Below are 22,606 nucleotides of genomic sequence, written 5' to 3' on the forward strand. Positions count from 1 at the left end.
TCCCCCTTACCTGGCTTATTGAGGATGTTTGGCAATTTCCTCTTTTAAAAATGCGATGGCTTTATCGCCATAAAGCAAATTGGCTTGAACGTCAGCCATATTCGTCGGTTCGATAACGGCAATCCAGCCCTGTCCATAGGGATCATCGTTTAAGGGTTTGGGTGCCGAAGCTAAGTCCTTATTTGCATCAACAACTTTTCCGGCAATGGGCATGGTTATTTTTCCGGCCCATTTACCGGATTGCATGGAGCAAAGCGTTTTTCCGGCTTCAAAATCCTTGCCGGCCCGGGGTACTCTCACAAACGTAATATTGCCTGCCAGCTGCTGCATAAAATCCGTTACCCCTACACGTACCTGCTGACCTTCTATTTTTACCCAGGCATGATCAGTCGTGTAATAGAGGTCATCCGGCATATCATATTTATCCACTTTAGCCATGGATCTTTATCCCCTTTCTTCTCTCATCAATACTGGAAAGGGCACGGGCTGCATGATAAGAACTCCGAACCAAAGGCCCGGCATTAACCTCCAGAAAACCCATGTTACAGGCTTCTTGCTTAAGCCAATCAAAGGTCTTGGGATGAATATATTCAATTACGGGATGATGAGCAGGTGAGGGACTTAAATATTGACCAAGAGTCAGCATGTCGCAACGGGCAGCTCGCAAGTCCTCCATAACCTTCAGCACTTCATCTGTCGTTTCTCCCAATCCAAGCATGAGTCCTGATTTAGATAATATTCCCGATGCACTCACCCTTTGCAGCAACTCCAGCGAACGTTCATAAATGGCCTGAGGTCTAACCGTCGAATACAGACGGGGAATCGTTTCCACATTGTGATTGATCACATCAGGATGGGCATCAACCACCCTCTGCAGGGCTTCCTTCTTTCCCCTGAAATCAGGAATAAGAACTTCAACGGTGATATCAGGCATCGCTTGGCGAATCGCCCTGATTGTATCCGCAAAATGTCCCGCTCCGCCGTCAGCCAGATCATCTCTTGTCACTGATGTAACGACCACATGACGCAAATTCAGCTGCCGAGCGGTTAAGGCGACACCTTGAGGTTCCTCGGGATCAACGGGCACCGGCCGTCCATGAGTGACCGCACAAAACCGGCAATTACGTGAACATACATCTCCGAGGATCATAAAGGTACACGTTTTATGCGCAAAACATTCGCCAATGTTTGGACAGTCCGCCCCTTCACAAACCGTATGGAGATGTCCTGCATCCAATAACTTTTTCATACTGTCCAATTTTTCTGGACTTGGGGCTTCAATCGTCAGCCAATCCGGTCTATTCATTGCATGCACCTTCTAACATGTCCTTAACGTTTTTCAGAGTTACATCTTCCAATTCCAGATCCATGACTTCACTCAACTGATGACGCATTTCTTTTCTCACTTGAGCAAAATCAACAGTATGGCCAAGAATTTTTTCCATCGAAGTCACTCCCAAGCTTGAAGCCGAAATACCGCAGGGAATAATAAATGAAAAATGGTTTAAGTCTGGAGAAATATTCAGGGCTACACCATGCATCGTGACCCAATGCTGAACCGCAATGCCCTCGGCAGCGATCTTAGCGGATCCTACCCATACCCCGGGATATTCTTTTTTGCGCCCCGCAGCAATACCGAAAGTATTAAGGGTTCTAATCAATGTTTCTTCCATCCGGCGGGCATATAAATGGACATCACGTTCAAAACCCGTCAGATCCAGAATAGGGTAACAAACCAATTGGCCGGGACCATGGTAAGTGATATCCCCTCCCCGGTCTGTTTCATAGACTTTGATCCCTTGTTCCTCCAGAAATGCTTTACTGACGAGAATATGATCGAAGCCTCCGCGTCTTCCGATGGTAAAGCAGGGATGATGTTCCAGAAAAATGACGATATCCGGTATGATTTCGTTTCTGCGTGCTTGGTTAAGCTCCTGCTGCAGCGTAAAAATCTCTCCGTATTCCTCGGTGCCTAATTCCAAACAATATCCTTTCCTGGTCATACCATCCCCCCCTCATCCTCAAATTTTAGTCTTCAAATTCATTCAAAGCATTCATTAGCGTTGTTGCCGCATACGCCATAGATGGAGATCCGCCAAAAGCTACAGCGACTGAAGCTGTTTCGAGAATTTCATCTCGATTGGCCCCTTCATTCAAAGCATTTTTGACATGAAGGGTAATACAATATTCGCATCTTGCATATAAGGCAATCGCTAAACCCATAAGCTCTTTATATTTGCGTTCCAATTCACCTTCAACATAAGCCGCTTGATCCATCTGGACAAAGGCTGCGTTGAGTTCGGGATTTTCCTCGCCCACTGCCGCTATTCCGGAAAACATATCGGTCAATAATTCATTAGGATCCTTTGCCATTGCGTATTCCTCCTTGAAATTGAATAAACTTTATTTATTTTAGATAAATATTTTTTGGGGATTTTCAATCAGTTGAATAAGAACAGCCAGCCATTCTGCTGCCGGGGCACCATCAAGGATACGATGATCAAATGATAGGGAAAGTCCCATCATTGGGTGAACAACAACCTCGCCTCCAACAACGACGGGTTTATCCACCGTTCTGCCCACTCCTAAAATTGCAGCCTCCGGCGGATTGATAATCGGCGTAAACCAATCTACCGAACCATACCCCCCTAGATTGGTAATGGTAAAGGTCGCGCCGTTCATTTCATCCACGTTGAGTTTATTCCTGCGGCCGCGTTTAGCCAGATCTTTAATTTCCTCGTTCAACTGGGTGAGTTTTTTCTCATTTGCCTTTCGAATAACAGGTACGATCAGTCCATCGGGAACAGCTACAGCCATCCCAATATTGATTTCCTGGAGAGTTTTGATTTCGTCGCCATCCAGAGTCATATTGACACTTGGATTGATTTCAATCGCCCGGGCTACTGCTTTGGTCAACAGCGCCGTAACTGAAATTCTATCTTTATCTTTAAGCCCTTCGTTGATTTTTCTGCGAAGGGCAAGTATTCCAGACATATCAACGCTGACATGATGGGTTACTTTGGCATTCGAAGTCCAGCTGGCCAGCATATTTTCGCCGATAGCTCTTCTCATGCCCTCGTAAGGCATTACTTTCAGCGTAGGACGATCATCTGCTGAACCCACCCCTTCTTCAATGGCTTTTTCAACATCTTCCCTGGTAATCCTTCCTTCGGGTCCTGTACCGCTGACAAGGGTATAATCGATTCCATTCTCTTCAGCAAGCTTACGGGCCGCAGGGGAAATTTTCACTTTTCCATCCGGAGATGCTGATTTTACTCCTCCATCCGAAGCCGCTGCCTTTGCTTTACCTTTGGGTTCCGCTGCACCTTCAACCACCGGGCCCGCAGCTAAAATTGCTGAGATATCTTCGCCCGCTTCGCCAATAGCTCCCATTAGTCCGCCTACTGGAAGCTTAGTTCCTTTCGCCGCAACAATTTTTAAAAGAATTCCCTCAGCCGGAGACTCGACCTTATTCGTAATTTTATCGGTCATGACTTCGACCAAGGCTTCCCCTTTTTTGATACTGTCTCCCTCTTGTTTAAGCCACTTGCCCACAGTCCCGGTTTTCATGGCCAGGCCTAGTTTGGGCATTGAAATTGCTGTTGCCATCTAGTTTTCCTCCTTAAGCCAGTGTAATTTTCCAAGTGCCTGTTCACCTTGAGAATAGCCTTTAGCCACAGCTTGGCGTAAAGCCTGCCGGGGATCCACCACCCGCGGTCCGTCGAAGGTCAGCTTAAACGAGGCTTCCTCCCCTTCGCCTACCTCAACTTCTCTTTCCCCGTCAAGAGCGATGACCAAAGGTCCCGTTTCTCCTTTTACCTCTTCACCGATCTCTAAAATTTTGTAATCCGCAACTTTTATAGGTCTGATTAAACCCGGTGCAATCGGTGTAATCAAACTTATGTTTCCAGGACCGATATCAATGGCCATCCCTTTGTCTTCCGTTATCCCGATCGGATGCAAATTGCCGGCAATCGATGATATTCCGATATTGTCCGGTTCACCTCGTGTAACAACCACTTTCCGAATGCGCTCTTCATCCCAAATTGCTCTCGATCCGATAAATATATCTTTAAGAACAACCGCATCAATCAGAGCCATATCCACAGGTTTACCGTTTTTCAGAACGACGATTTTCTTTGTCGGGTGTACAGCGGGGAAGTCAGCCAAACCACGTGCCACTACTCCCGCGGCTAAACCGGCGATGGTCCCTTCCACCATTTGCGGGAAGACGTTATTCGTTCCTGTGGAAATAGGCAGGAGAGGAATATCCCCGCAATTTTTAGCCACCATGCGGTTCGTCCCATCTCCGCCCAATGTGATAATGCAACCGATTCCTGCCTGATTCATCTTGAGGGCAGCATGGGCAGAGTCAATTTGAGTTCCTGTCATTTCAATATCCGCTTCCACAATATCTATCGGTAATTGATGATCTTTGGATAATCCCTCAACAGCCCGGGGAACAATTCCATAATAGTCAGGCATGTACATAACCCGATCCACACCAGTGGCAGCTAACGCCAGCAGGCAGCGCTTAACAATATTGACCTTTTCCAGGTTATCAAAGCAAATACCGTAAGCCACCAAACGCCGAATATCTTTGCCTGAAGCCGGATTAGCTATAATTCCAACAGAAGCCATGCTGCGCCCTCCCTACGGTAAAAAGTCTTAGAACATTTCCTCTACTGCCTTAACAATTTTTTCCTCACTCGGAATATAAGCAGCTTCCAGAACAGGGCTAAACGGAATAGGAGTATCCGGGGCTGTGACTCTCTTAATAGGAGCATCAAGATAATCAAAGCCTTCATCAGCAACAATCGCAGCAATTTCGCCTGCGAAGCCGCTTGTTTTCACTTCTTCATGGACGATAAGCAATTTACCGGTTTTAGATACCGATTTTAATATGGCATCCTTGTCTAGCGGAATAAGGGTGCGGGGATCAATAACTTCGGCATTAATCCCTTTTCCTGCTAGCTGTTCGGCAGCTGCCAACGCTTTTTGAATCATCCATGACCAAGCTACAATGGTAATATCGGAGCCTTCGCGTTTAATATCCGCTTTGCCAAGCGGAACCACGTATTCACCTTCCGGTACGTCTCCGGAAACACCCAGCAATTGTTTATGCTCGATGTATACGACTGGATTATCATCCCGAACTGCTGCAGCCATTAAGCCTTTAGCATCTGCAGGAGTCGACGGCATAACCGTCTTAATCCCGGGAATATGCGTAAACCATGATTCTATACTCTGTGAGTGCTGGGCTGCTGCCCCCATCCCTGCTCCGCATGGTGTCCGAACGACCATCGGAACTTTTGCTTTCCCGCCAAACATATAGCGCATTTTAGCGGCCTGGTTAAAAAGTTCATCCATACAGCAACCCATAAAATCCACAAACATGATCTCAGCAATAGGTCTCAGTCCGGCGGCGGCAGCACCTACCGCATGCCCGACAATTGCTGCTTCGCTGATCGGCGTATTTAAAACCCGTTTTGGTCCGAACTCGTCATATAACGTGCCGGTAACCCCAAAACAACCGCCGAATTGGGCTACATCCTCACCCGCTAAGTAAACGTTCGGGTCTCTTTGCATCTCTACCCGCATTCCATCTCTAATGGCTTCAGCATAAGTCATTTGTTTCATTTTTTTCACCCTTCCTTAATTAATCTGCATAAACATCTGTAAAGAGTTCTTTAGGATCTGGCTGAGGGCTCGCTTCAGCGAATTTAACCGCTTCTTCGATTTCCGCTTCAGTTTCAGCCTTAATCTTATTCAGCTCATCTTGGGTGGCATAGTTGAGTTTGAGCAGATTCTTTTCTAATCTTGGAATAGGGTCTTTTTTCAGCCATTCTTCTTGGTCCTTGGGATCTTTATAAGCACCGGGATCACCTTCGAAATGTCCGCGATGTCTCCATGTTTTGCACTCGATTAAAGTCGGGCCGTCCCCTTTTCTTGCCCGTTCGATGGCAGCACCTGCAGCCTCATAGACAGCGACGACATCATTACCGTCAACAGAAACGCCGGGGATACCATAACCACTGGCCCGGTCAGAAATATCGGTAATATTTTGGTGGGTCTTTTGCGAATTCGAAATAGCCCAGCCATTATTTTCACAAAGGAAAACAACCGGCAGCTTCCAGGTTGAGGCCAAATTTAAGGATTCATGGAAAGTCGCACGGTCGGATGCGCCGTCTCCGAAAAAGGCGACGGCTACCGCACCCGTGTTCTTATATTTACAGGCAAATGCAGCACCGGTAGCAATCGGCATACCCGCACCAACGATACCATTTGCCCCCAATATTCCTAAATCTACATCGGCGATGTGCATAGAACCGCCTTTACCTTTGCAATATCCCGTGGTTCTCCCAAATACTTCGGCCATCATCAATTTCAAATCCCCGCCTTTGGCGATCAAATGACCATGTCCCCTGTGAGTACTTGCGATATAATCCTTTGTTTCCAGATTAGCGCAAACACCGGTTGCAACCGCTTCCTCTCCGAGATACAAGTGAACAAACCCTGGGATTTTTCCTGCTGCAAAGATTTCTACAATCTTTGACTCAAAGGCCCTAATCGTACACATTTTCTTGTACATGTCCAGTAATTGTTCTTTTTTGAGATCCATTTAGGTTTCCTCCTTATTTATTGATTGGGATACTTCTAAGGTTTGGCTAACAGGATCGTGGCCCTCTTATATTTGCTGGTTATCAACGCCTCCTTTCTCCGCCTTTCGGAAATCGTATAGGATTCCCAGGTTTTAAGCGGCTCAGTTTTTCGTATTAACATAAACGGTTAAGGCTGCAACAGCCACCACGATCGTGTCCCCTTCTCCCAGTTCCGGCAAATCCAATCCACGTACCGTAAGCCCTCCTGGGACAGTTTCCAACTGTGTTGAACCGAATGGCACAGCTTTTAAAACTTCTTCATGATTCAGCTTTTCCGGATAAGGACAAGCTACTTTAACCTTAATGACCATCTCATTGGGATTTTGAATTCCCATAATGTCAAATAATCCGCATAGGCAGCTATGAGATACGGCATCCTTAATAGCCTTTTGCGCGGCTTTGGTTACATCTCCTCCATGCAAATCAGCCCCAGTACCAATTTCGACAATATAGCGCTGCAGACTCACAATATTCGCTCCTTTCTTGTAAATGAAGCTCAATTTAATATTCTAATCGGCTTCATAGTTATGAATAATGCAAACATTATGCCAATTCAAATCGCAAAAATTTTTTACGAAAGTTCTTTTTAGTACATGAAGGCATCCATGCTTATTTGCATAAGCTCAGTACCTTTTAAAATAATTTAATCGGACAAAAAAACCACCCATTAGGTGGTTTTTAAGCTATCTTTTTATGGATCTTTCCTCGTTTAATACTCTGCGTGTAATATCGATGTCACATTCTTATGTCATATATGTTACATTGATGTGACATATATAAGGAGATTTTTAAGATTGAGTGGGGCTTACGCTGAAAGCGTAATCTTCTCTCCGGTCATATCACCATTCATAGATTCTGATCCACTATGATTGATAATATTGAAGTTTTCTACGATGAACAGATATATTAAACAAGCGATTGATATAAGTCCTAAGCTTACTATAATCTCTGTCCAAGCGGGGAAATAATGTCCGCCGTATTGATTCAGATATTTTCCCATTCCTGTGAACAATACGTTAAACCTGTTTAGAATTACTCCGGCTACATCCAGTATTCCAAACCAGAGCAGGCCTTTGCGAGTGCCGGACATGGAACTAAAGGCTATGATGATGGGTATTATTACACCAAAAAACAATTCGATCAGAAACATGATGCTAGGGAAATCAAAGGCAAAAACATTAGGAAAGGTTCCTTTTACTGCCATATCCACGAGCTTTAAGAGCAAATACAAGAGCATTGCTCCACCCGATATTCTGACCAACCCTCTTAAGACAGAGATATCGACATGATGATCGAATGCCTTCCCGGTGAGACTGCTTTCGATAATAATCATTCCTGGCCCGACAAAAAATGAGGATAACAGGAAGAACGGCGGCAGCAACACTGACCACCAAAGCGGATTTTCTTTGCCTACCATGAGGTAAAAAAGGCCGCCCAACGAGGATTGGTGCAGGGTCGGCAGAGTAATACCGATGACCAGCAGAACAGGCATTGCTTTCTTCAGGTATTTGTGGAAACCTTTAAATACTGTCTCAGTTCCTATTTCGCCGAATTCCAAGATCTGAATAATAGTATACATGGAAATACACCAGAAAACTTCAAACAATACGCTGGCATGTCCCCATGATACATAGGGTCTCCAGAAGTTGAACCATTGCCCTACTTCAATCAATAACCCGAGCACTACGATTACATACCCTAATAATGACGTCAGCATTGTACTTCTGGCTATTGGATAAAACTGATCCCGGCGTAATACGTACACGATAAGGGCTACTCCATATCCGCCTCCTGCCAGGGCTACCCCTAACAGTACGTCAAATGCGATCCACAGTCCCCATGGCCACTGGTCGTTTAGGTTGGTTGTCGCTCCCAGGCCTGATACAAAACGTACCAGGATAACGGCTATGGCTACGGCGGCTATGGCCATAAACACCAGTCTCATGGGAGTTATTCTAAAACTCCATCTCTTCCGAGCAGTTTCCATATATTTTCCCTCCATTCAAATTTTTTGCTGTATTAATCAAGAGGTCCCTTTTTTTTATTAAAATAAACATATAATCCCGCCAATATAGCTGCCCAGCCTATTCCCACAAAGGGTGTGATTTTCATATATTTCTCTGTGTAAGAAGGCAACGGCTTAGTTGTCACATCCGTTCTGAATCTCATCTGTTCAAATGGTGTATCCGAAATATAAAGCCAGGATGTTCCCCCTCCTTCTTTTTCTCCAAATACTCTATCTATATAACCGTTTTCTTGGATTCTCTTTTTCGCTTCTGCCAGCAATTGGTCTCTGTCCCCAAAGGTTATGGCTCCCGTCGGGCACGCTGCGACACATGCCGGTTCTTGGTTGTTGGCTACTCTTGTCGGACACATCTGGCATTTCCTTACTCCAGGAATGGCTTTCTTCCATTCGTATCTCAGGATGTCAAATGGACAAGCCATTATGCAGTAACGGCAACCTACGCACAGATTCTGATCATAGATGACCGGTCCCTGAGGAAGCTTCTGGATTGCCTTGGAAAAACAAGCGGAGACACAGGCAGGCTCTTCACAGTGAAAACATTGCGTTTTGACAAATCTCCAAACTGTTGATTCTTTCGTCTGCAACTCATAACGATTAATGGAGGTCCATTCTTCAGGCCATAATCCTTTGTTGGGCTCCTTAGCTCTGTCTGCAGCTGTTTTAGCCTTTTCCTGCGGATCCCATTCCAGTTCATTCCATAATTTGCAGGCTACCGTACAACTTTCACATCCTATGCATTTCGGTATATCTACGAGTACTCCCTTTGCCATCTTCTTTCACCCCCTGAACTTAAGATAATTGGCTTCCAGACTTTTTAGCAACAAGCTCTGCAGCCCTAGAAGTATATTTTGTATGCAGAAGTTCTTCCGCTTTTTCGCTCATAGGAGTGGTTAAGAAATCTGCATAGATTTGTTTAATTTCGGGATTATCATGGCTATTGCGCAATTTTGCATTAGCATCAATATTGTATAAAGATTCAGCCCGTTTATTTCGGACTTCGTCCGAAGGAGGAGCCGATGAACGGGGTTGTCCGCCGCCATATTGACAGCCTCCGGGACAAGCCATGACTTCAATGAACGCCCATGGAGCATGACCTGCTCTAACCTGATCCATAACCGTTCTGGCATTGGCCAGACCGGAAATAACAGCTACCTTTACATCACCAACACCGGGAATATTAACTTTTGCCTCTTTAACCCCCTGCATTCCTCTTACAGGTGTTAAATCCCAAAGTGCTGAAGGGGGCTGCTGCCCAGTGATAAGATAATAGGCAGAACGAACTGCAGCTTCCATGACACCGCCGGTGGTACCGAAAATTACCCCTGCACCTGATCCGGAACCCATCAGTTGATCGTACGGGTCGTCAGGAAGAGAAACGAAATCGATACCCGCTCTCTTGATCATTCTGGCCAGTTCTCTTGTTGTTAGAACTACATCCACATCGGGTGAAACATTACTGTCTTTTATATTTTTACTGGCTGAGACCATTTCAGGTCGTTTACATTCAAATTTCTTCGCTGTGCAAGGCATGATGGATACTGAAAAGATCTTTTTGGGGTCTGCTTTTTTCTTTTCAGCAAAATAGGTTTTAATTAAAGCTCCTTCCATCTGCTGAGGAGACTTTGCTGATGATAAATTAGGAATAAGATCAGGATAAAAATATTCAACAAATTTAACCCAACCCGGGCAACATGATGTCAGCTGAGGAATAGGTTTTTTCAATTCACCTTTAACCCGTTTAACAAGTTCAGTACCTTCTTCCATAATGGTTAGGTCCGCTGTAAAAATAGTATCAAAAATTGAATCAAATCCTAATTTTCTCAAGGCAGCAGCTTGTTTACCCTGAACATTAGTTCCAACCGGCATGCCGAATTCTTCACCGAGACCAATACGAGTAGCCGGTGCAGTCTGAACTACAACTGTGATATTCGGATCTGCGATAGCTTTAAGTACTTTATCACTATCATCCCGTTCGGAAATGGCTCCGGTAGGACACCATTGAGTACATTGTCCACAATGGACACAAACAATTTCGTTTTTAATCGGCAGCTCGTAATTTCCATACACGGATTGAATATTTTTACATACTTCAATACATTGACCACAAAGAATACATTTTTGGTCATCTCTAATAATTGAGGGGTTTACTGAATCAATTGGAACGCGGCCGCGAACACTGGTTGGCCAGCTCCCGGGTATATTGTATTGTGTTGGCATCCAGCCTTTTCCACCAACAGCTTTGTCTGCTGTAAGCGGTTCACCGCAACCAGCCAAGTTTAGTGTGACACCCGCTAGACTTGCTCCTCCCACAAATTTAAGGAAAGACCGTCTGGACAGATTTTTTTCTTGTCCTGATTTGCCTGCCATGAGTTTACCTCCTTCTCAAATATACAAATTTTTATTTGTGATAATCCTCTCTATCACAAGTGCATTCGCTCCTTCCTTGTAAATCAGGTCCCAGATATGAATAATGCAAACATTATGCCAATTCAAAAGTTTAGAAGAAGTTTAGATTAACACAAAAAAACCACCCATTAGGTGGTTTACAAACTAACTTTTATATGTTTTATCGTTTTAGTAAAGTTTCCAATTTCTATAATGTGTAATATCAATGTCACATTCATATTTCATTTATGTGACATTGATGTAAAAGGTATAACCTATTTAATAATCAATATGATATTGTCTCATTTTTCGGTAAACCGTATTTCGTGAAATTCCCATTTCTTTTGCTATCTCGCTGATATTCCCCCCATATTTACTTAAACAAGTCATTAATTCTCGGTACTCACTTTCCGCCTGAAGTATCTTTCTTTTCTCTCGTGCCGTGTAAACTTGGCTTTCCCGAGCTGCTGACAATGAATACGGTTGTATCCTGTTTTCATTTGATTTAATAATAGAGGGCGGCAAATGCTCCAAACCTATAAAATCACAATCGACCATACTCATAATCCGCTCTACCACATTCTGTAATTCACGTACATTACCCGGCCAGTAATAACGTATTAAAGCTTCGATAACCTGAGGGTCAACAGTTTTAACCTTTTCTCCGCCAATAGCCGTCATGAAATGGTCAAATAATTCATGAATATCCTCTGGTCGCTCACGCAATGGAGGTATCGTAATTTTGACTACATTAATCCGATAATATAGATCTTTACGAAAATTTCCTTTATCAACCTCTTCCTCTAAATTCTTGTTTGTAGCACAAATAACCCGAAAATCCACCGGGATAATCTTATCGTCACCAATACGAGAAATCTTTTTGTCCTGAAGGACGCGCAGCAATGCAACCTGTTGCTCTAGGGGCATATCCCCTATTTCGTCCAAAAAGAGAGTCCCTTTGGCTGCAAGTTCAAATTTGCCCGGTCTTCCTCCACGTTTTGCCCCGGTAAATGCTCCATCCGTATAGCCGAATATTTCGCTTCCTATCAACTCTCGTGGGATAGCTCCGCAATTAACTGCTACAAAAGGTCCTTTCCGGCGTGGACTGCGATTATGAATAGCTTGGGCTAATACCTCTTTGCCCGTTCCGCTTTCGCCCTCTAATAATATATTAGCTTCACCAACAGCAGCCAGAGATGCTACACGAATCACGTTCACCATTTCTCCTGGCTTTTGCCAATAACATCTTTGAAATGAAATACAGCTTGAGCACCACTAAAACGGTTGACCAGCTTTTGTACCTTTTCCATAGGACGAACCATAATGACTGCACCTGTTGATATCCCGTTATCTTCAATGGGAACCCCTGATGATAAGCAATGAATCCGCCCATCTGCGGTATCTACCATAACCTCAAGATCATTAAAGGATTCTTGTCGCCCAATACTTTTCTCTATTCCCTGTGCATCCCTGCCCAGAATTTGTTTAATCCCTTTACCTACTAAATCGTGAGCTGGATTCCCAAAAATTTGTTCCGCTACAGGGTTTACCCGCACAATTATTCCGTATTCATTAATGATCATAACCCCTTCGGACATCGTCTTGAATATATCCACCAATCGATTATTGGCTATCATCAATTCTCGATTTTTCTCACGTAGCTCCATCTGGTCCATTATAGCCTCGACAGAGGCCACAACCATCCCCAGCGTATGCAGGTGCGTCCCGTTTAATGGCCCGGACATATCCAGAATCGCTATCATCTCTCCTCTTTTATTAAAAATCGGGGACGCTGAACATGTCCACGCTTGGTGCTTTAAACAATAATGTTCAGCCCCAGAAATCTGCATAGGTTTTTTCAAAACAACAGCGGTTCCAATAGCATTCGTGCCAACCGATTCTTCCGTCCAATCCGCACCTTTTGTAAAATATAACTCTTGTGCTTTCTCCATGATGTCTTCGTCGCCGAAATTTTCCATGATATAACCTCGTTCATCCGTTAACATAACAATGAACCCAGAACCCCTTACAAATTCATACAGCTTTAGCATAAAGGGCTGTGCTATATCAATAATATCTTTCCGTTTAGCAAGTAAATTCTTGAGTTCTGTCAAACTCAAAACACGACAGGCTTTTCCTCCATATGGATTGACTCCGGCTTTATAACATCTTTGCCAGGACTCCATGATCTCAGGGGCAACTGCTCTATTTTGGGAAATACCATCCGTAATAAATTGATTCCATGCCATGCTTATTTCCGATGAAGAAGATTGAAAATTAACCATCATGTTCTTTTCCCTCCTGGTTTTCAATCGGAACCTGAGTTTTTCCACACATATAAACTTAGTCGTTATAGCTGTGTTTTATCTCTCAAACTACATAAACATGAAGAGTCAAGCTAACAAGATATAACTCTGTTTCTCCCCCTTGATTTAGCTTCAAATTACAACTTATTTCTTGCTTATCTATTAAAATATATATTTTTTAGATTCTTTAAGACTTCTGTAATTCCTCCAACACTTTTCGGGAAAAAGAAATTATTTAATTGAGTATTCAATTCTTATTTTAACATACTAAATCATTGGCAAAACAGGATTCGATGTTAACCCTAATTTTTTAATGAGATAAGGTATTGCTCGCTCAACCTGAAAGAATCGACAATGCAACGGTGAGAGAACATCTTCCTACACACGATATATCATGAATTGCCAGTACTCTTTTTTGTTCATTCATTTAACTAAATTCTCCATATAAATATAATAATTAACTGGCAAGCTGGCGCTTTCCCTTTAAATTGTACTATAATATAAAAAATCGAGATAGGAGTTATTTATGAATTTTTATGATATCTTTATGTCGCCTCTTGAAAAAGGAATTCTTACTGAGATCAGAAAAAATATTATTTTCCAGGCTTATGGGAATGTACTTGAAATCGGTTATGGTACAGGTGTAAATTTTCAGTATTATAACCCTGCTTTAATTAAAAATTTAATAGGTCTTGATCAAAAAACAAGTTTTGAATTAAAAACAGCTGCCCCATTTCCTGTACAACTCATTAAAGGTCAAGCGGAGAATCTTCCTTATCCAGATGAATCTTTTGATACTGTTGTTGAGACTCTTGTTTTATACAGCGTAAAAAAACTGGATATTGTAATTAACGAAGTACTGCGCGTACTGAAGCCTGGCGGTATTTTTATTTTCATTGATCATGTATTGCCCGAGAACCAAAATCTTTCTTCGCTGTTTAAAGCCGCTAATACCTTTTGGCCTAAGATTGCATCTGGGTGCAATTTAACAAGAGAACCTCATAAGCTAATTAACAGTTCCGGTTTTACGATTGAGCAATCGGGAACATCCGGTTATGATATTTTTCGCTGGGGAATTGGGAGAAAAAATTGCTAATTATATTAAATTAGAGAAGCCTCTTTTCTTTCGCTGAAAGAAAAGATGCTTCTCTATTAGTTTTACTATATTTAGATAAATATTATTTTACATCACCTTTCAATACGACTTTAATCGCATTGTCACGGCGTTGTTCGAAAATATCATACCCTTCTGCGACCTGTGATAACGGTAAGGTATGGGTAATGAGGGGTTTCATATTGAGTTTGCCTTCTTTAATAAGATCAATTAACCCGGAAATATGATTGGCATTAACCAGACCCATTTTAATCGTAATATTTTTGATCCATAAATTCTTCATATCTAAGATCTGAGGCTTTTCAAAGACACCAATCAATGAAACAGTCCCTCCCGCTTTAACACCGTCAATCGCAGCTTTGAAAGTGGGTTCAAAACCATTGGCCTCGATTGTTACATCAGCCCCGCGACCATTTGTCATATCTTTTAAAGCCTGGGTCACATCTACATTATTAGGATTCAGACCGTAATCAGCCCACCCCTGTTTAATGGCAAAATCCAGCCTTGATTGATCTATATCTACAGCGACAATCCTTGCCGGTCCCCAGAGACGGGCAGTTGCCATAGCACACATGCCGACAGGGCCAGATCCAAATACCGCTACCGTATCTCCGGACTGAATATTTCCGTTTTCTGCTCCGAAATATCCCGTGGAAAGTATATCACCGACAAACAATACATCCTCATCCGTTAAACCGGCGGGAACGAGATACATCCCTGTATCGGCATAGGGAACTCTAACATAATCTGCTTGGCAGCCATCTATCTTATAACCAAAGATCCAGCTGCCATCTTCACAATGTGAATATTCTCCACGTTTACAGTAATAACATTCCATACATTGTGTAACGCAAGAAACAGCGACCTTATCTCCTACCTTAAACTTGTTTACGCCTGCTCCGGTTTCGACAACTTCTCCGCAAAATTCGTGTCCGATAACTCTTCCGGGTTCAACTTCAGGCATTCCGCCATGTCTAATATGCTTATCAGTTCCGCAAATCGTTGATGTGGTTACTTTAACTATTGCATCTGTCGGTTTAAGAATTTTTGGATTAGGTACGTCATCAAGGCTCATTTGATTAGGTCCATGATATACAAATGCTTTCATAAGACTACCCCTCCCAGATCTATAAATTTATCTCCATAACCTAACTATATGCCACATATATTTAGAAATCAATAAATATTCTGAATTATTAAAATAATCATTTTCACAAGCTTAATAATAATCGGTACAAACCCAGTTCTAATCAAAAAATTCTCTCAAACAACTTGTCTGAGAGAACTTCAAAATAATATTCATTCATCAATAAGCTGATTTTCGATTATAGAAATTTGCCCCTGTCGGTCGGCAGTAAGCTGATCATAGTAGCTTTTAAGATATACTCTTAACGCATACTCAGCTTCCGTTAAATCGGCAGCATGAATTTCCGATTTAACGGGGTGCCTTTTAAGGAGTGCCGCGATCTCAACATCCCCAAGCATATTGAGGACAGAGACAACTTCTTTTTCGTTTAATCTTGCATCAAACAGAATATCCTCAATATCTTCGAAAGATTTTACTTTTTCTTTTATTAAGGAAAGCTTATCTGAGGAATAACGGCATATCAACAACTCGTTAATTAGTTTACGGTAATTTTTATCCTCCATTTTTATGCCGGAAAGAAACTGGATCCGAGGTTTCAGGTCAGGATTGATCGCAGAAACAAACGTTTGTCCAAGGGTATTTGTTCTAACAGCCTGAACAATATTTAATGCGATTTTGGGAATACTCATTTCTATATATTTTTTTAATGAATCACTTTTAATCTTCAACTCCTGAAGCAGCATTTCAGCAGCCTTGTTAATCCTTAAAGAAATTGACTGATCATCATCGTCAGATAGTTCGTTATGCAATTGTTCAATTTCTCGTTGGGAAATATCTAATTTAAAAACAGAATGATGGGTAAGCATACATCCTACTGCCGATGTCAGTACCTGTTCGAAAATATTGATCAATAAATCCTTATACCCCTCATCATACCCGCTTAGCAGATGGTGAATATTTATGGGTTCAAAGCAACGGCAAAATTCATTTTCAAGATATAAGTTTTCGAGGTATTTCTGAATAAACTCGATTCCTACAAGGTCCATAACGGGATTACACAGCTGATAATCAATAGATGCAGATATTTCATGTGCTGCGTAATCCGGATTATACAGCTTGAAAAAACTGCTGATCCCCTGTTCGTCAATTGTTGCATTATACGCATAATTGGGGTTAATAATCTTATTCGACTTAACCCTATAATACATATGTTTTGCAGAATGTTCTTTTACGTTAATAAGTTCTCTTCCTTTTTGATATATCTCGGGAATGGGAGTTGTCTTTAACTCCTTAATCGCATCTTCGCTATCCGATAAAGATTTTAGGAATAAGCCAATGGTATAAAGATTAGATTTCATAATATTCTCGGCTTCCTCAATTCTTATCGAGCTGCTTTCACCCCCGTTGTATTTTTCACTTTTAAAAGCTAAAAATTTAAGGCACTGAAGCTGAATATTTTCTATTTCGGATTCACTCAAAAGTTCATGGGCATATGCTTCTTGCATAATTGAATTTAAAAAAAATTCGCCGCTTAATTTATCTTGATTAATGATACCGCGTTTTTTAATATTCATCCTCTTCATCCTCCTCATCAGCTAAATTATTCAGGTATTCAGGAGTATTTCCAAACCGTAAATTTCGCGCTAAATTATAAAGTTCTCGTCCGGAAAGCAATTCTAAAGAACCCTGACAGATGTTGTCAAAGCTGTATTTCATAAATCGGATTAAATCCTCATCGCTCATAAGATCTAGAGTTTCATTTTTGTAATAATAAAAGATTTCCGTTAAATCATGAAGAATTTCAACATAATTATGCTGTGATAGATAGGGTGAATTACAAAATACTTTAATTATTTTTTCAATAACCCCTCCTCCGAATTCAATTCGTCCATTCATTTTTAAAGCCAGGGTTCGCGTTTCAACTAATTCGACAGCATCATGGTGAGAAAGGGTTAAACCGAATTGAACTGTAAAGTCGTTGCATTTTTCAAGGTCCAGCACCGCTTGTTTTTGAATTAAACCTAAATACAGACTCTCCATTTCAAAGGACATAACGGTCACTCCTTTATGAAAAAAATTTCTTAAAAGAATTGACATTTTAGCTCATTCGTGATATGATAAATTTGGTTATTTATATATAATTTCTATAATGTGACTAATGTTTAGTATATCATCCTTTCATAAAAAAGAAAAGAAAAAACGAATTTTATTGTTCGTTTTTTCTTTTCTTTTTTATAATTATACAAATTTGTTAACATTGGATATAAGCATTAATTTCTAAAAAGTATTATACATAGACATAGTCATTCATTACCGGCTGTAATCCACGGGATTTAATGGCCTGAAATACTTCATCTACAGTTCTGGTGTCCGCTATTTCAAATTGATTGTCTCCCGTATCTTTAACTTCTTCGCCATGACTGCCTATCCCTGTACTTACACCTGCGGAAATCTTTGTCGCTGCCAAACCAATCACGTTATCACGGAATCTTGCACATTCCCTAGTCGATATGGTAATGCTTGCAAACGGCATAAACAGCCGATATGCCGTAATAACCTGCAAAAGCTGGGGTTCATGAACATCCTTAGGATTTATTTTATCATTATTGATGATCGGGCGAAGCCTGGGACAGGAAAAAGCGATTTCTGCATGCGGATATTTTCTTTGAAGAAGATAGGCATGCATTCCCGTTGCAAAAGCATCTTTACGAAAATCATCTAATCCCAGCAAAGCCGCGAAACCGACACCGCGCATACCACCCTTTAATGCTCTCTCCTGTGCATTCAGGCGATATGGGAATATACGCTTATGTCCTGCCAGATGAAGCGTTTCATATTTGTCCGAGTTATACGTCTCTTGGAATACCGTAACGAAATCCGCACCGCATTCTTGCAGGTATTTATATTCATCGGAGTTCATCGGATATACTTCCAGTCCAACCATCTTAAAGTATTTGCGAGCAATTTTACAGGCTTCTCCGATATACTTAACATCGGACATTTTGCGGCTTTCACCCGTTAGAATCAGGACTTCTTCCAAACCCGTTTTCGCTATGGCCTGCATTTCCTTTTCCATTTCTTCTGAATTTAATCTCGCGCGCCGAATCTTGTTATGACAATTAAACCCGCAGTAAATACAATAGTTTTCACAGTAATTTGAAATATACAGCGGTGTAAACATGTAAATAGAGTTTCCAAAATGCTTTCTGGTTTCCGCTTGGGCTAATTGAGCCATTTCTTCTAAAAATGGACCGGCTGCCGGAGATAATAAGGCCGCAAAATCTTCGGCGGTACGAATATCGTGACTTAAAGCTTTCCGCACATCAGAAGCCATATATTTATCATAATCATAGGCCTCCATGCGGCGAATGACTTGATCCATGACATCTGATTCAACGGCTTCCATACCCGGCATATATTTCATGTGATTTGTTCGTTTCTCATTCATAAAACTGTACCTCTATCCTTCCAAAAATCCAGTTAAAGGCGAAGATGCAGACGCTCCTTTATCCAGTACACGGCCTAAACCAGCTAGATATGCTGCGCGTCCTGCTTCAATAGCTTTTCCAAATGCGCCCGCCATCGCCGGAATATCACCGGCCGTCGCAATTGCCGTATTAGCCATTACGGCTGCGACACCCATTTCCATTGCTTCGCAAGCTTGAGATGGACGGCCAATTCCTGCATCGACAATAATAGGAAGATCAATCTCATCGACCAATATCTTAATAAAATCTTTGGAAGCTAGTCCTTTATTTGAGCCAATGGGTGAAGCCAATGGCATAATGCAGGCTGCCCCCGCATTGACTAAATCCCGTGCCACATTCAAATCTGCGTGTATATAGGGCATAACTATAAATCCCTCTTTGGCCAATATTTCCGTAGCCTTAATCGTCTCATAATTATCCGGGAATAGATATTTTGTATCGCGAATTATCTCAACCTTGACAAAGTCTCCGCAGCTCATTTCTCTGGCCAGTCTTGCGATTCTGACCGCTTCTTGAGCATTTCTGGCCCCCGAAGTATTGGGCAGCAATGTTACCCCCTTGGGAATATAGTCTAAAATATTCTCATTTCCCTGGGTATTGGCACGTCTTAATGCTAAAGTTATAATTTGTGCCCCGGCGTTATTAATGGCAGCTTTGATTAAATCCAAATTATATTTTCCTGAACCTAAGATAAACCTGGACGAGAACTCATGATCTCCAATTTTTAAAGGATCATTTCTCATTTTTTAACCTCTTCTCTCCTTAGGATTAGATTGCAGATATAAAAATGAAGGTCACTCGAAAAAATACACCCAAGGTGGTGTACCCCTTCGTGTGACCTTCACACTCTAATGGTAGTCTATCATTATCCTAATTAAATATCAAACACAATTTGAATTATTTGATATCCCATTTACGTCCCATTTACTCAATTAAACACTGTTATTTCGCTTTAAACTTGATATTTTATTTAAACAATCGGCAAATAACTGGATTGTCTTGGTTTGCCATTCTGCGGGCAGATAAATATATGAAAAAGACCTCTGCAGGGATAAATTCTCCGGGTTAACTAACTTTAAAGTATTTAAGGAAAGCTCTTTATGAACGGTCCAATTAGAGAGAGCCGAAATTCCGAGGCCTGCTTCGACCGCCTCCTTAATAATTTGAATACTTCCCAATTCAAGAGTGTGTGCCGGAATAATGCCAAACTCTTCAAGAGCCTTTTCCGTAACTTTTCTTGTTCCCGATCCCTTTTCCCTTAAAATCCATGTCTGTCTGGAAAGTTCCTCAATTGTGGGACCCTCTCCGGTATAAAAATTATGATTTGACGCTGCAAAAAAGCTTACTGTATCTTCAAAAAAAGGGACAGCTTTTAGATTTTCGCTTGAAGAAATTTCAGTCTCAACGATACCTATATCCGCCTCACGGTTTTGAACTTGATGAATGACATCATCACTATTAACGATATTAACCATAAATGAAATATGGGGATAGCGTATCTGAAATTCTTTAAGAACATAGGGCAAAATATATTCGCCAAAAGTATAGCTTGAACTAATAACCATACTCCCACTGTCTTCATAAATCAGTTCGTCAACCAGACGTTTAGTTTCATTATAATAGGCCAAAATCTGCTTTGCCTGGTGATAAACGATATGACCTGCCTTGGTTAAAGTAACCGTGCGCTTGCCGCGATCAAGTAAACTCACGTTAAAATCGTTCTCCAGATTTTGAATATGCTGCGTAACTGCAGGTTGGGTTATATGCAAAACTTGAGCAGCTTTTGTAAAACTTTTTTCTTCTGCTACTGTGACAAATGTGAGCAGACGTTGGTCCAAATTAAACACCCTCCTGTAAAAAATATGCAAAATAAGTTTTGCTTATACAAAATATAATCAATAGTGTTTTGACTTATTATATAACAAGTCTTATTCTAGAGTAAATCAAAACAGCAAAGAATACCTTTACTTTTTAAAGTCGTTAGGGATTCTCGGAAGGTGAGAGAAAAAATGCTACAACAAAATGACATGGCGATGGCTGTTACTTCAACAGCCACTAAAAAATGGATGAACCCGCAGTTTTATTTGGGTATCCTGTTTACCTTAATCATTGCTGCAGCCGGAACTGCCGCCGCAAATTTACCTGTACTCAATCATATCGGCGGCTTACTGACTGCAATTCTTATCGCTGTCTTATACCGAAACATTTTTAGCTATCCGGAAGACCTTCGAACCGGAATTCAATTTTCTGCACAAAAGCTTCTGCGTTTTGCAATTGTTCTCTATGGATTTAAACTCAATATTGACATTGTACTGCATCAGGGGGGACTTCTGCTAGTCCATGATACCCTTTCGATCATTGTTGCTATAGCAACTACCATGCTCTTGGCTAAATTTTTTAAAGCGGATATGAATCTCTCCCTACTCTTGGGTATTGGTACAGGGGTATGCGGTGCGGCGGCAATTGCTGCAATTTCTCCGATTGTTAAAGCGGAGGATGAAGATACGGCTATTGGAGCTGGTATTATCGCACTCATGGGCACCCTGTTTGCTATCACTTATGCCTTGATTCGTCCATTTCTCCCTCTCACCCCAACTCAATTCGGCATTTGGAGCGGAATCAGCTTACACGAGATTGCACATGTCGCTGCAGCGGCGGCTCCAGCCGGAACTAATGCGCTGGCGATGGGCTTATTGGCTAAATTAGGCCGGGTTTTCCTGCTTATTCCTTTAAGTCTTATTCTTTCGCTCTGGATGCGCCGCAAAGACCGCGATGAATCAGCTAAAAGCGCCCCTTTCCCCTGGTTTTTGGTTGGCTTCCTAGCAACAAGCATTGTCGGTACGTATTTCCCTATTCCTAAAAATATTTTGTTCGACATTTCGAATGTTATCGGTCCCTTTCTTTTAGCCGCTGCCATGGTTGGTTTAGGGCTTAACGTCCACTTGTCAAACTTACGCAGCCGCGCTCTGCGTCCGCTTTTGGCTATGTTTATCGCTTCAATTATTCTATCCGCATTTTCATACTTTACCCTTTGGTTCTAGACTAATCGAGTAGGAGGCTGCCCATTAATTGAGCAGCCGACCTCTCAGTCGAGTAGCCAAAGGGATTTCCACCCTAAGGCTCTCACAAATCCGTACGTGAACCTCTCGGTTCATACGGCTCCTATCAACTTAATTCCTCGAGAGAGCCCAATGTGCAAACATGTTGGGTTCTCTTTTTCTTACTTGCTTCAGCCATTCTTCGCCTCTTCGCCGGTGTCCACGAAATCTCTTGTATTTGCACATTGCCCACTTTATCAGGCGCCGCTGTACACAATCTAACGAACATTTCATTGCTGAGCGATTGTATTTGCCAAAATAGTTCATCCATCCTCGCAGGATAGGATTCAACACTTCTGCTATCATTTCAATCTTGCTACCCGTTCTCTTGTGTATTTCCATGGCTTTCACTTTGTCTTTCAGCGTCTGTTCAGCTTTCTTGCTCACCGATGCAATGAAATTCAGCTGCAGTCTGCCTCTTCGGTCTTTTATTTAATACC

Annotated in this window: 23 protein-coding genes and 1 pseudogene; 2 read left to right on the forward strand and 22 right to left on the reverse strand. The window is 41.9% G+C overall.

Translation table 11 applies throughout. The features are described 5' to 3' along the window. Nucleotides 1–15 precede the first annotated feature (15 nt). From ACHOLT_RS16695 to ACHOLT_RS16765, 15 genes and pseudogenes are all read right to left on the reverse strand, one after another. Entirely contained in the window at nt 16–438 is a 423-nt protein-coding gene (locus ACHOLT_RS16695; protein WP_425802897.1) for a glycine cleavage system protein H, read from the reverse strand. Then, the gene (lipA, locus tag ACHOLT_RS16700; RefSeq protein WP_425802899.1) at nt 431–1,306 is read right to left on the reverse strand and encodes a lipoyl synthase; all 876 of its coding nucleotides are present in this window, start codon (nt 1,304–1,306) and stop codon (nt 431–433) included. Before lipA ends, ACHOLT_RS16695 begins: the two co-directional genes overlap by 8 nt. Continuing rightward, complete coding sequence (gene lipB / locus ACHOLT_RS16705; protein ID WP_425802901.1) at nt 1,299–2,003, reverse strand: lipoyl(octanoyl) transferase LipB; 705 nt, start codon at nt 2,001–2,003, stop codon at nt 1,299–1,301. Before lipB ends, lipA begins: the two co-directional genes overlap by 8 nt. Before the next feature lie 25 nt (nt 2,004–2,028). Continuing rightward, the gene (locus ACHOLT_RS16710) at nt 2,029–2,373 is read right to left on the reverse strand and encodes a carboxymuconolactone decarboxylase family protein (RefSeq protein WP_425802903.1); all 345 of its coding nucleotides are present in this window, start codon (nt 2,371–2,373) and stop codon (nt 2,029–2,031) included. 39 nt (nt 2,374–2,412) lie between these two features. Next, a complete protein-coding gene (locus ACHOLT_RS16715; protein WP_425802905.1) occupies nt 2,413–3,609 on the reverse strand; it encodes a dihydrolipoamide acetyltransferase family protein in 1,197 nt (398 codons plus the stop codon). Continuing rightward, nucleotides 3,610–4,641 (reverse strand): ATP-NAD kinase family protein, encoded by a 1,032-nt coding sequence (locus ACHOLT_RS16720; RefSeq protein WP_425802908.1) that lies wholly within the window; start codon nt 4,639–4,641, stop codon nt 3,610–3,612. A gap of 27 nt (nt 4,642–4,668) precedes the next feature. Next, complete coding sequence (locus ACHOLT_RS16725; protein WP_425802910.1) at nt 4,669–5,640, reverse strand: alpha-ketoacid dehydrogenase subunit beta; 972 nt, start codon at nt 5,638–5,640, stop codon at nt 4,669–4,671. A 19-nt stretch (nt 5,641–5,659) separates the two neighbouring features. After that, nucleotides 5,660–6,622 (reverse strand): thiamine pyrophosphate-dependent dehydrogenase E1 component subunit alpha, encoded by a 963-nt coding sequence (locus ACHOLT_RS16730; protein ID WP_425802913.1) that lies wholly within the window; start codon nt 6,620–6,622, stop codon nt 5,660–5,662. Nucleotides 6,623–6,763: 141 nt separating this feature from the next. Further along, complete coding sequence (locus ACHOLT_RS16735) at nt 6,764–7,129, reverse strand: Lin0512 family protein (RefSeq protein ID WP_425802916.1); 366 nt, start codon at nt 7,127–7,129, stop codon at nt 6,764–6,766. Between the two features lie 338 nt (nt 7,130–7,467). Beyond that, nucleotides 7,468–8,649, reverse strand: coding sequence for an NrfD/PsrC family molybdoenzyme membrane anchor subunit (gene nrfD / locus ACHOLT_RS16740; RefSeq protein WP_425802919.1), 1,182 nt, complete (start codon nt 8,647–8,649; stop codon nt 7,468–7,470). 32 nt (nt 8,650–8,681) lie between these two features. Continuing rightward, nucleotides 8,682–9,458, reverse strand: coding sequence for a 4Fe-4S dicluster domain-containing protein (locus ACHOLT_RS16745; RefSeq protein ID WP_425802922.1), 777 nt, complete (start codon nt 9,456–9,458; stop codon nt 8,682–8,684). Between the two features lie 19 nt (nt 9,459–9,477). Next, nucleotides 9,478–11,055 carry a [FeFe] hydrogenase, group A gene (locus ACHOLT_RS16750; RefSeq protein ID WP_425802925.1) on the reverse strand — a complete coding sequence of 526 codons (1,578 nt, stop codon included), beginning with the start codon at nt 11,053–11,055 and terminating at the stop codon, nt 9,478–9,480. 297 nt (nt 11,056–11,352) lie between these two features. After that, the gene (locus ACHOLT_RS16755) at nt 11,353–12,285 is read right to left on the reverse strand and encodes a sigma-54 interaction domain-containing protein (protein ID WP_425802928.1); all 933 of its coding nucleotides are present in this window, start codon (nt 12,283–12,285) and stop codon (nt 11,353–11,355) included. Nucleotides 12,286–12,287: 2 nt separating this feature from the next. Further along, nucleotides 12,288–13,361 (reverse strand): sigma-54-dependent Fis family transcriptional regulator, encoded by a 1,074-nt coding sequence (locus ACHOLT_RS16760; protein WP_425802931.1) that lies wholly within the window; start codon nt 13,359–13,361, stop codon nt 12,288–12,290. A gap of 358 nt (nt 13,362–13,719) precedes the next feature. Next, nucleotides 13,720–13,806, reverse strand: a pseudogene (locus ACHOLT_RS16765) (pyridoxamine kinase); the annotation flags it as partial. A gap of 99 nt (nt 13,807–13,905) precedes the next feature. Between ACHOLT_RS16765 and ACHOLT_RS16770 the strand changes: the two are divergent. After that, entirely contained in the window at nt 13,906–14,475 is a 570-nt protein-coding gene (locus tag ACHOLT_RS16770) for a class I SAM-dependent methyltransferase (RefSeq protein WP_425802934.1), read from the forward strand. Between the two features lie 82 nt (nt 14,476–14,557). Here ACHOLT_RS16770 and ACHOLT_RS16775 read toward each other — a convergent pair whose 3' ends face one another. From ACHOLT_RS16775 to ACHOLT_RS16800, 6 genes are all read right to left on the reverse strand, one after another. After that, on the reverse strand, nt 14,558–15,601 hold the full coding sequence (locus ACHOLT_RS16775) for an alcohol dehydrogenase (protein WP_425802936.1): 1,044 nt from the start codon (nt 15,599–15,601) through the stop codon (nt 14,558–14,560). A 191-nt stretch (nt 15,602–15,792) separates the two neighbouring features. Beyond that, on the reverse strand, nt 15,793–17,154 hold the full coding sequence (locus ACHOLT_RS16780) for a DUF6179 domain-containing protein (protein WP_425802939.1): 1,362 nt from the start codon (nt 17,152–17,154) through the stop codon (nt 15,793–15,795). Further along, a complete protein-coding gene (locus tag ACHOLT_RS16785) occupies nt 17,144–17,632 on the reverse strand; it encodes a DUF6323 family protein (RefSeq protein ID WP_425802941.1) in 489 nt (162 codons plus the stop codon). The genes ACHOLT_RS16780 and ACHOLT_RS16785 overlap by 11 nt, the downstream gene beginning before the upstream one ends. Before the next feature lie 235 nt (nt 17,633–17,867). Next, a complete protein-coding gene (gene thiH / locus ACHOLT_RS16790; protein ID WP_425802944.1) occupies nt 17,868–19,028 on the reverse strand; it encodes a 2-iminoacetate synthase ThiH in 1,161 nt (386 codons plus the stop codon). 12 nt (nt 19,029–19,040) lie between these two features. Further along, nucleotides 19,041–19,811, reverse strand: a complete 771-nt coding sequence (locus ACHOLT_RS16795) for a thiazole synthase (protein WP_425802946.1) — start codon at nt 19,809–19,811, stop codon at nt 19,041–19,043. 189 nt (nt 19,812–20,000) lie between these two features. Further along, nucleotides 20,001–20,906, reverse strand: coding sequence for a LysR substrate-binding domain-containing protein (locus tag ACHOLT_RS16800; RefSeq protein WP_425802949.1), 906 nt, complete (start codon nt 20,904–20,906; stop codon nt 20,001–20,003). 171 nt (nt 20,907–21,077) lie between these two features. On the opposite strand from ACHOLT_RS16800, the gene ACHOLT_RS16805 reads away from it, so the two are divergent. After that, nucleotides 21,078–22,109 carry a YeiH family protein gene (locus ACHOLT_RS16805; RefSeq protein ID WP_425802951.1) on the forward strand — a complete coding sequence of 344 codons (1,032 nt, stop codon included), beginning with the start codon at nt 21,078–21,080 and terminating at the stop codon, nt 22,107–22,109. A gap of 129 nt (nt 22,110–22,238) precedes the next feature. On the opposite strand, the gene ACHOLT_RS16810 is transcribed toward ACHOLT_RS16805, so the two are convergent. After that, nucleotides 22,239–22,508 (reverse strand): group II intron maturase-specific domain-containing protein, encoded by a 270-nt coding sequence (locus ACHOLT_RS16810; RefSeq protein ID WP_425808113.1) that lies wholly within the window; start codon nt 22,506–22,508, stop codon nt 22,239–22,241. Nucleotides 22,509–22,606: the final 98 nt, after the last annotated feature.

The organism is Desulfitobacterium nosdiversum, assembly GCF_049860565.1.
In the GTDB taxonomy this organism is placed as follows: domain Bacteria; phylum Bacillota; class Desulfitobacteriia; order Desulfitobacteriales; family Desulfitobacteriaceae; genus Desulfitobacterium_A; species Desulfitobacterium_A nosdiversum.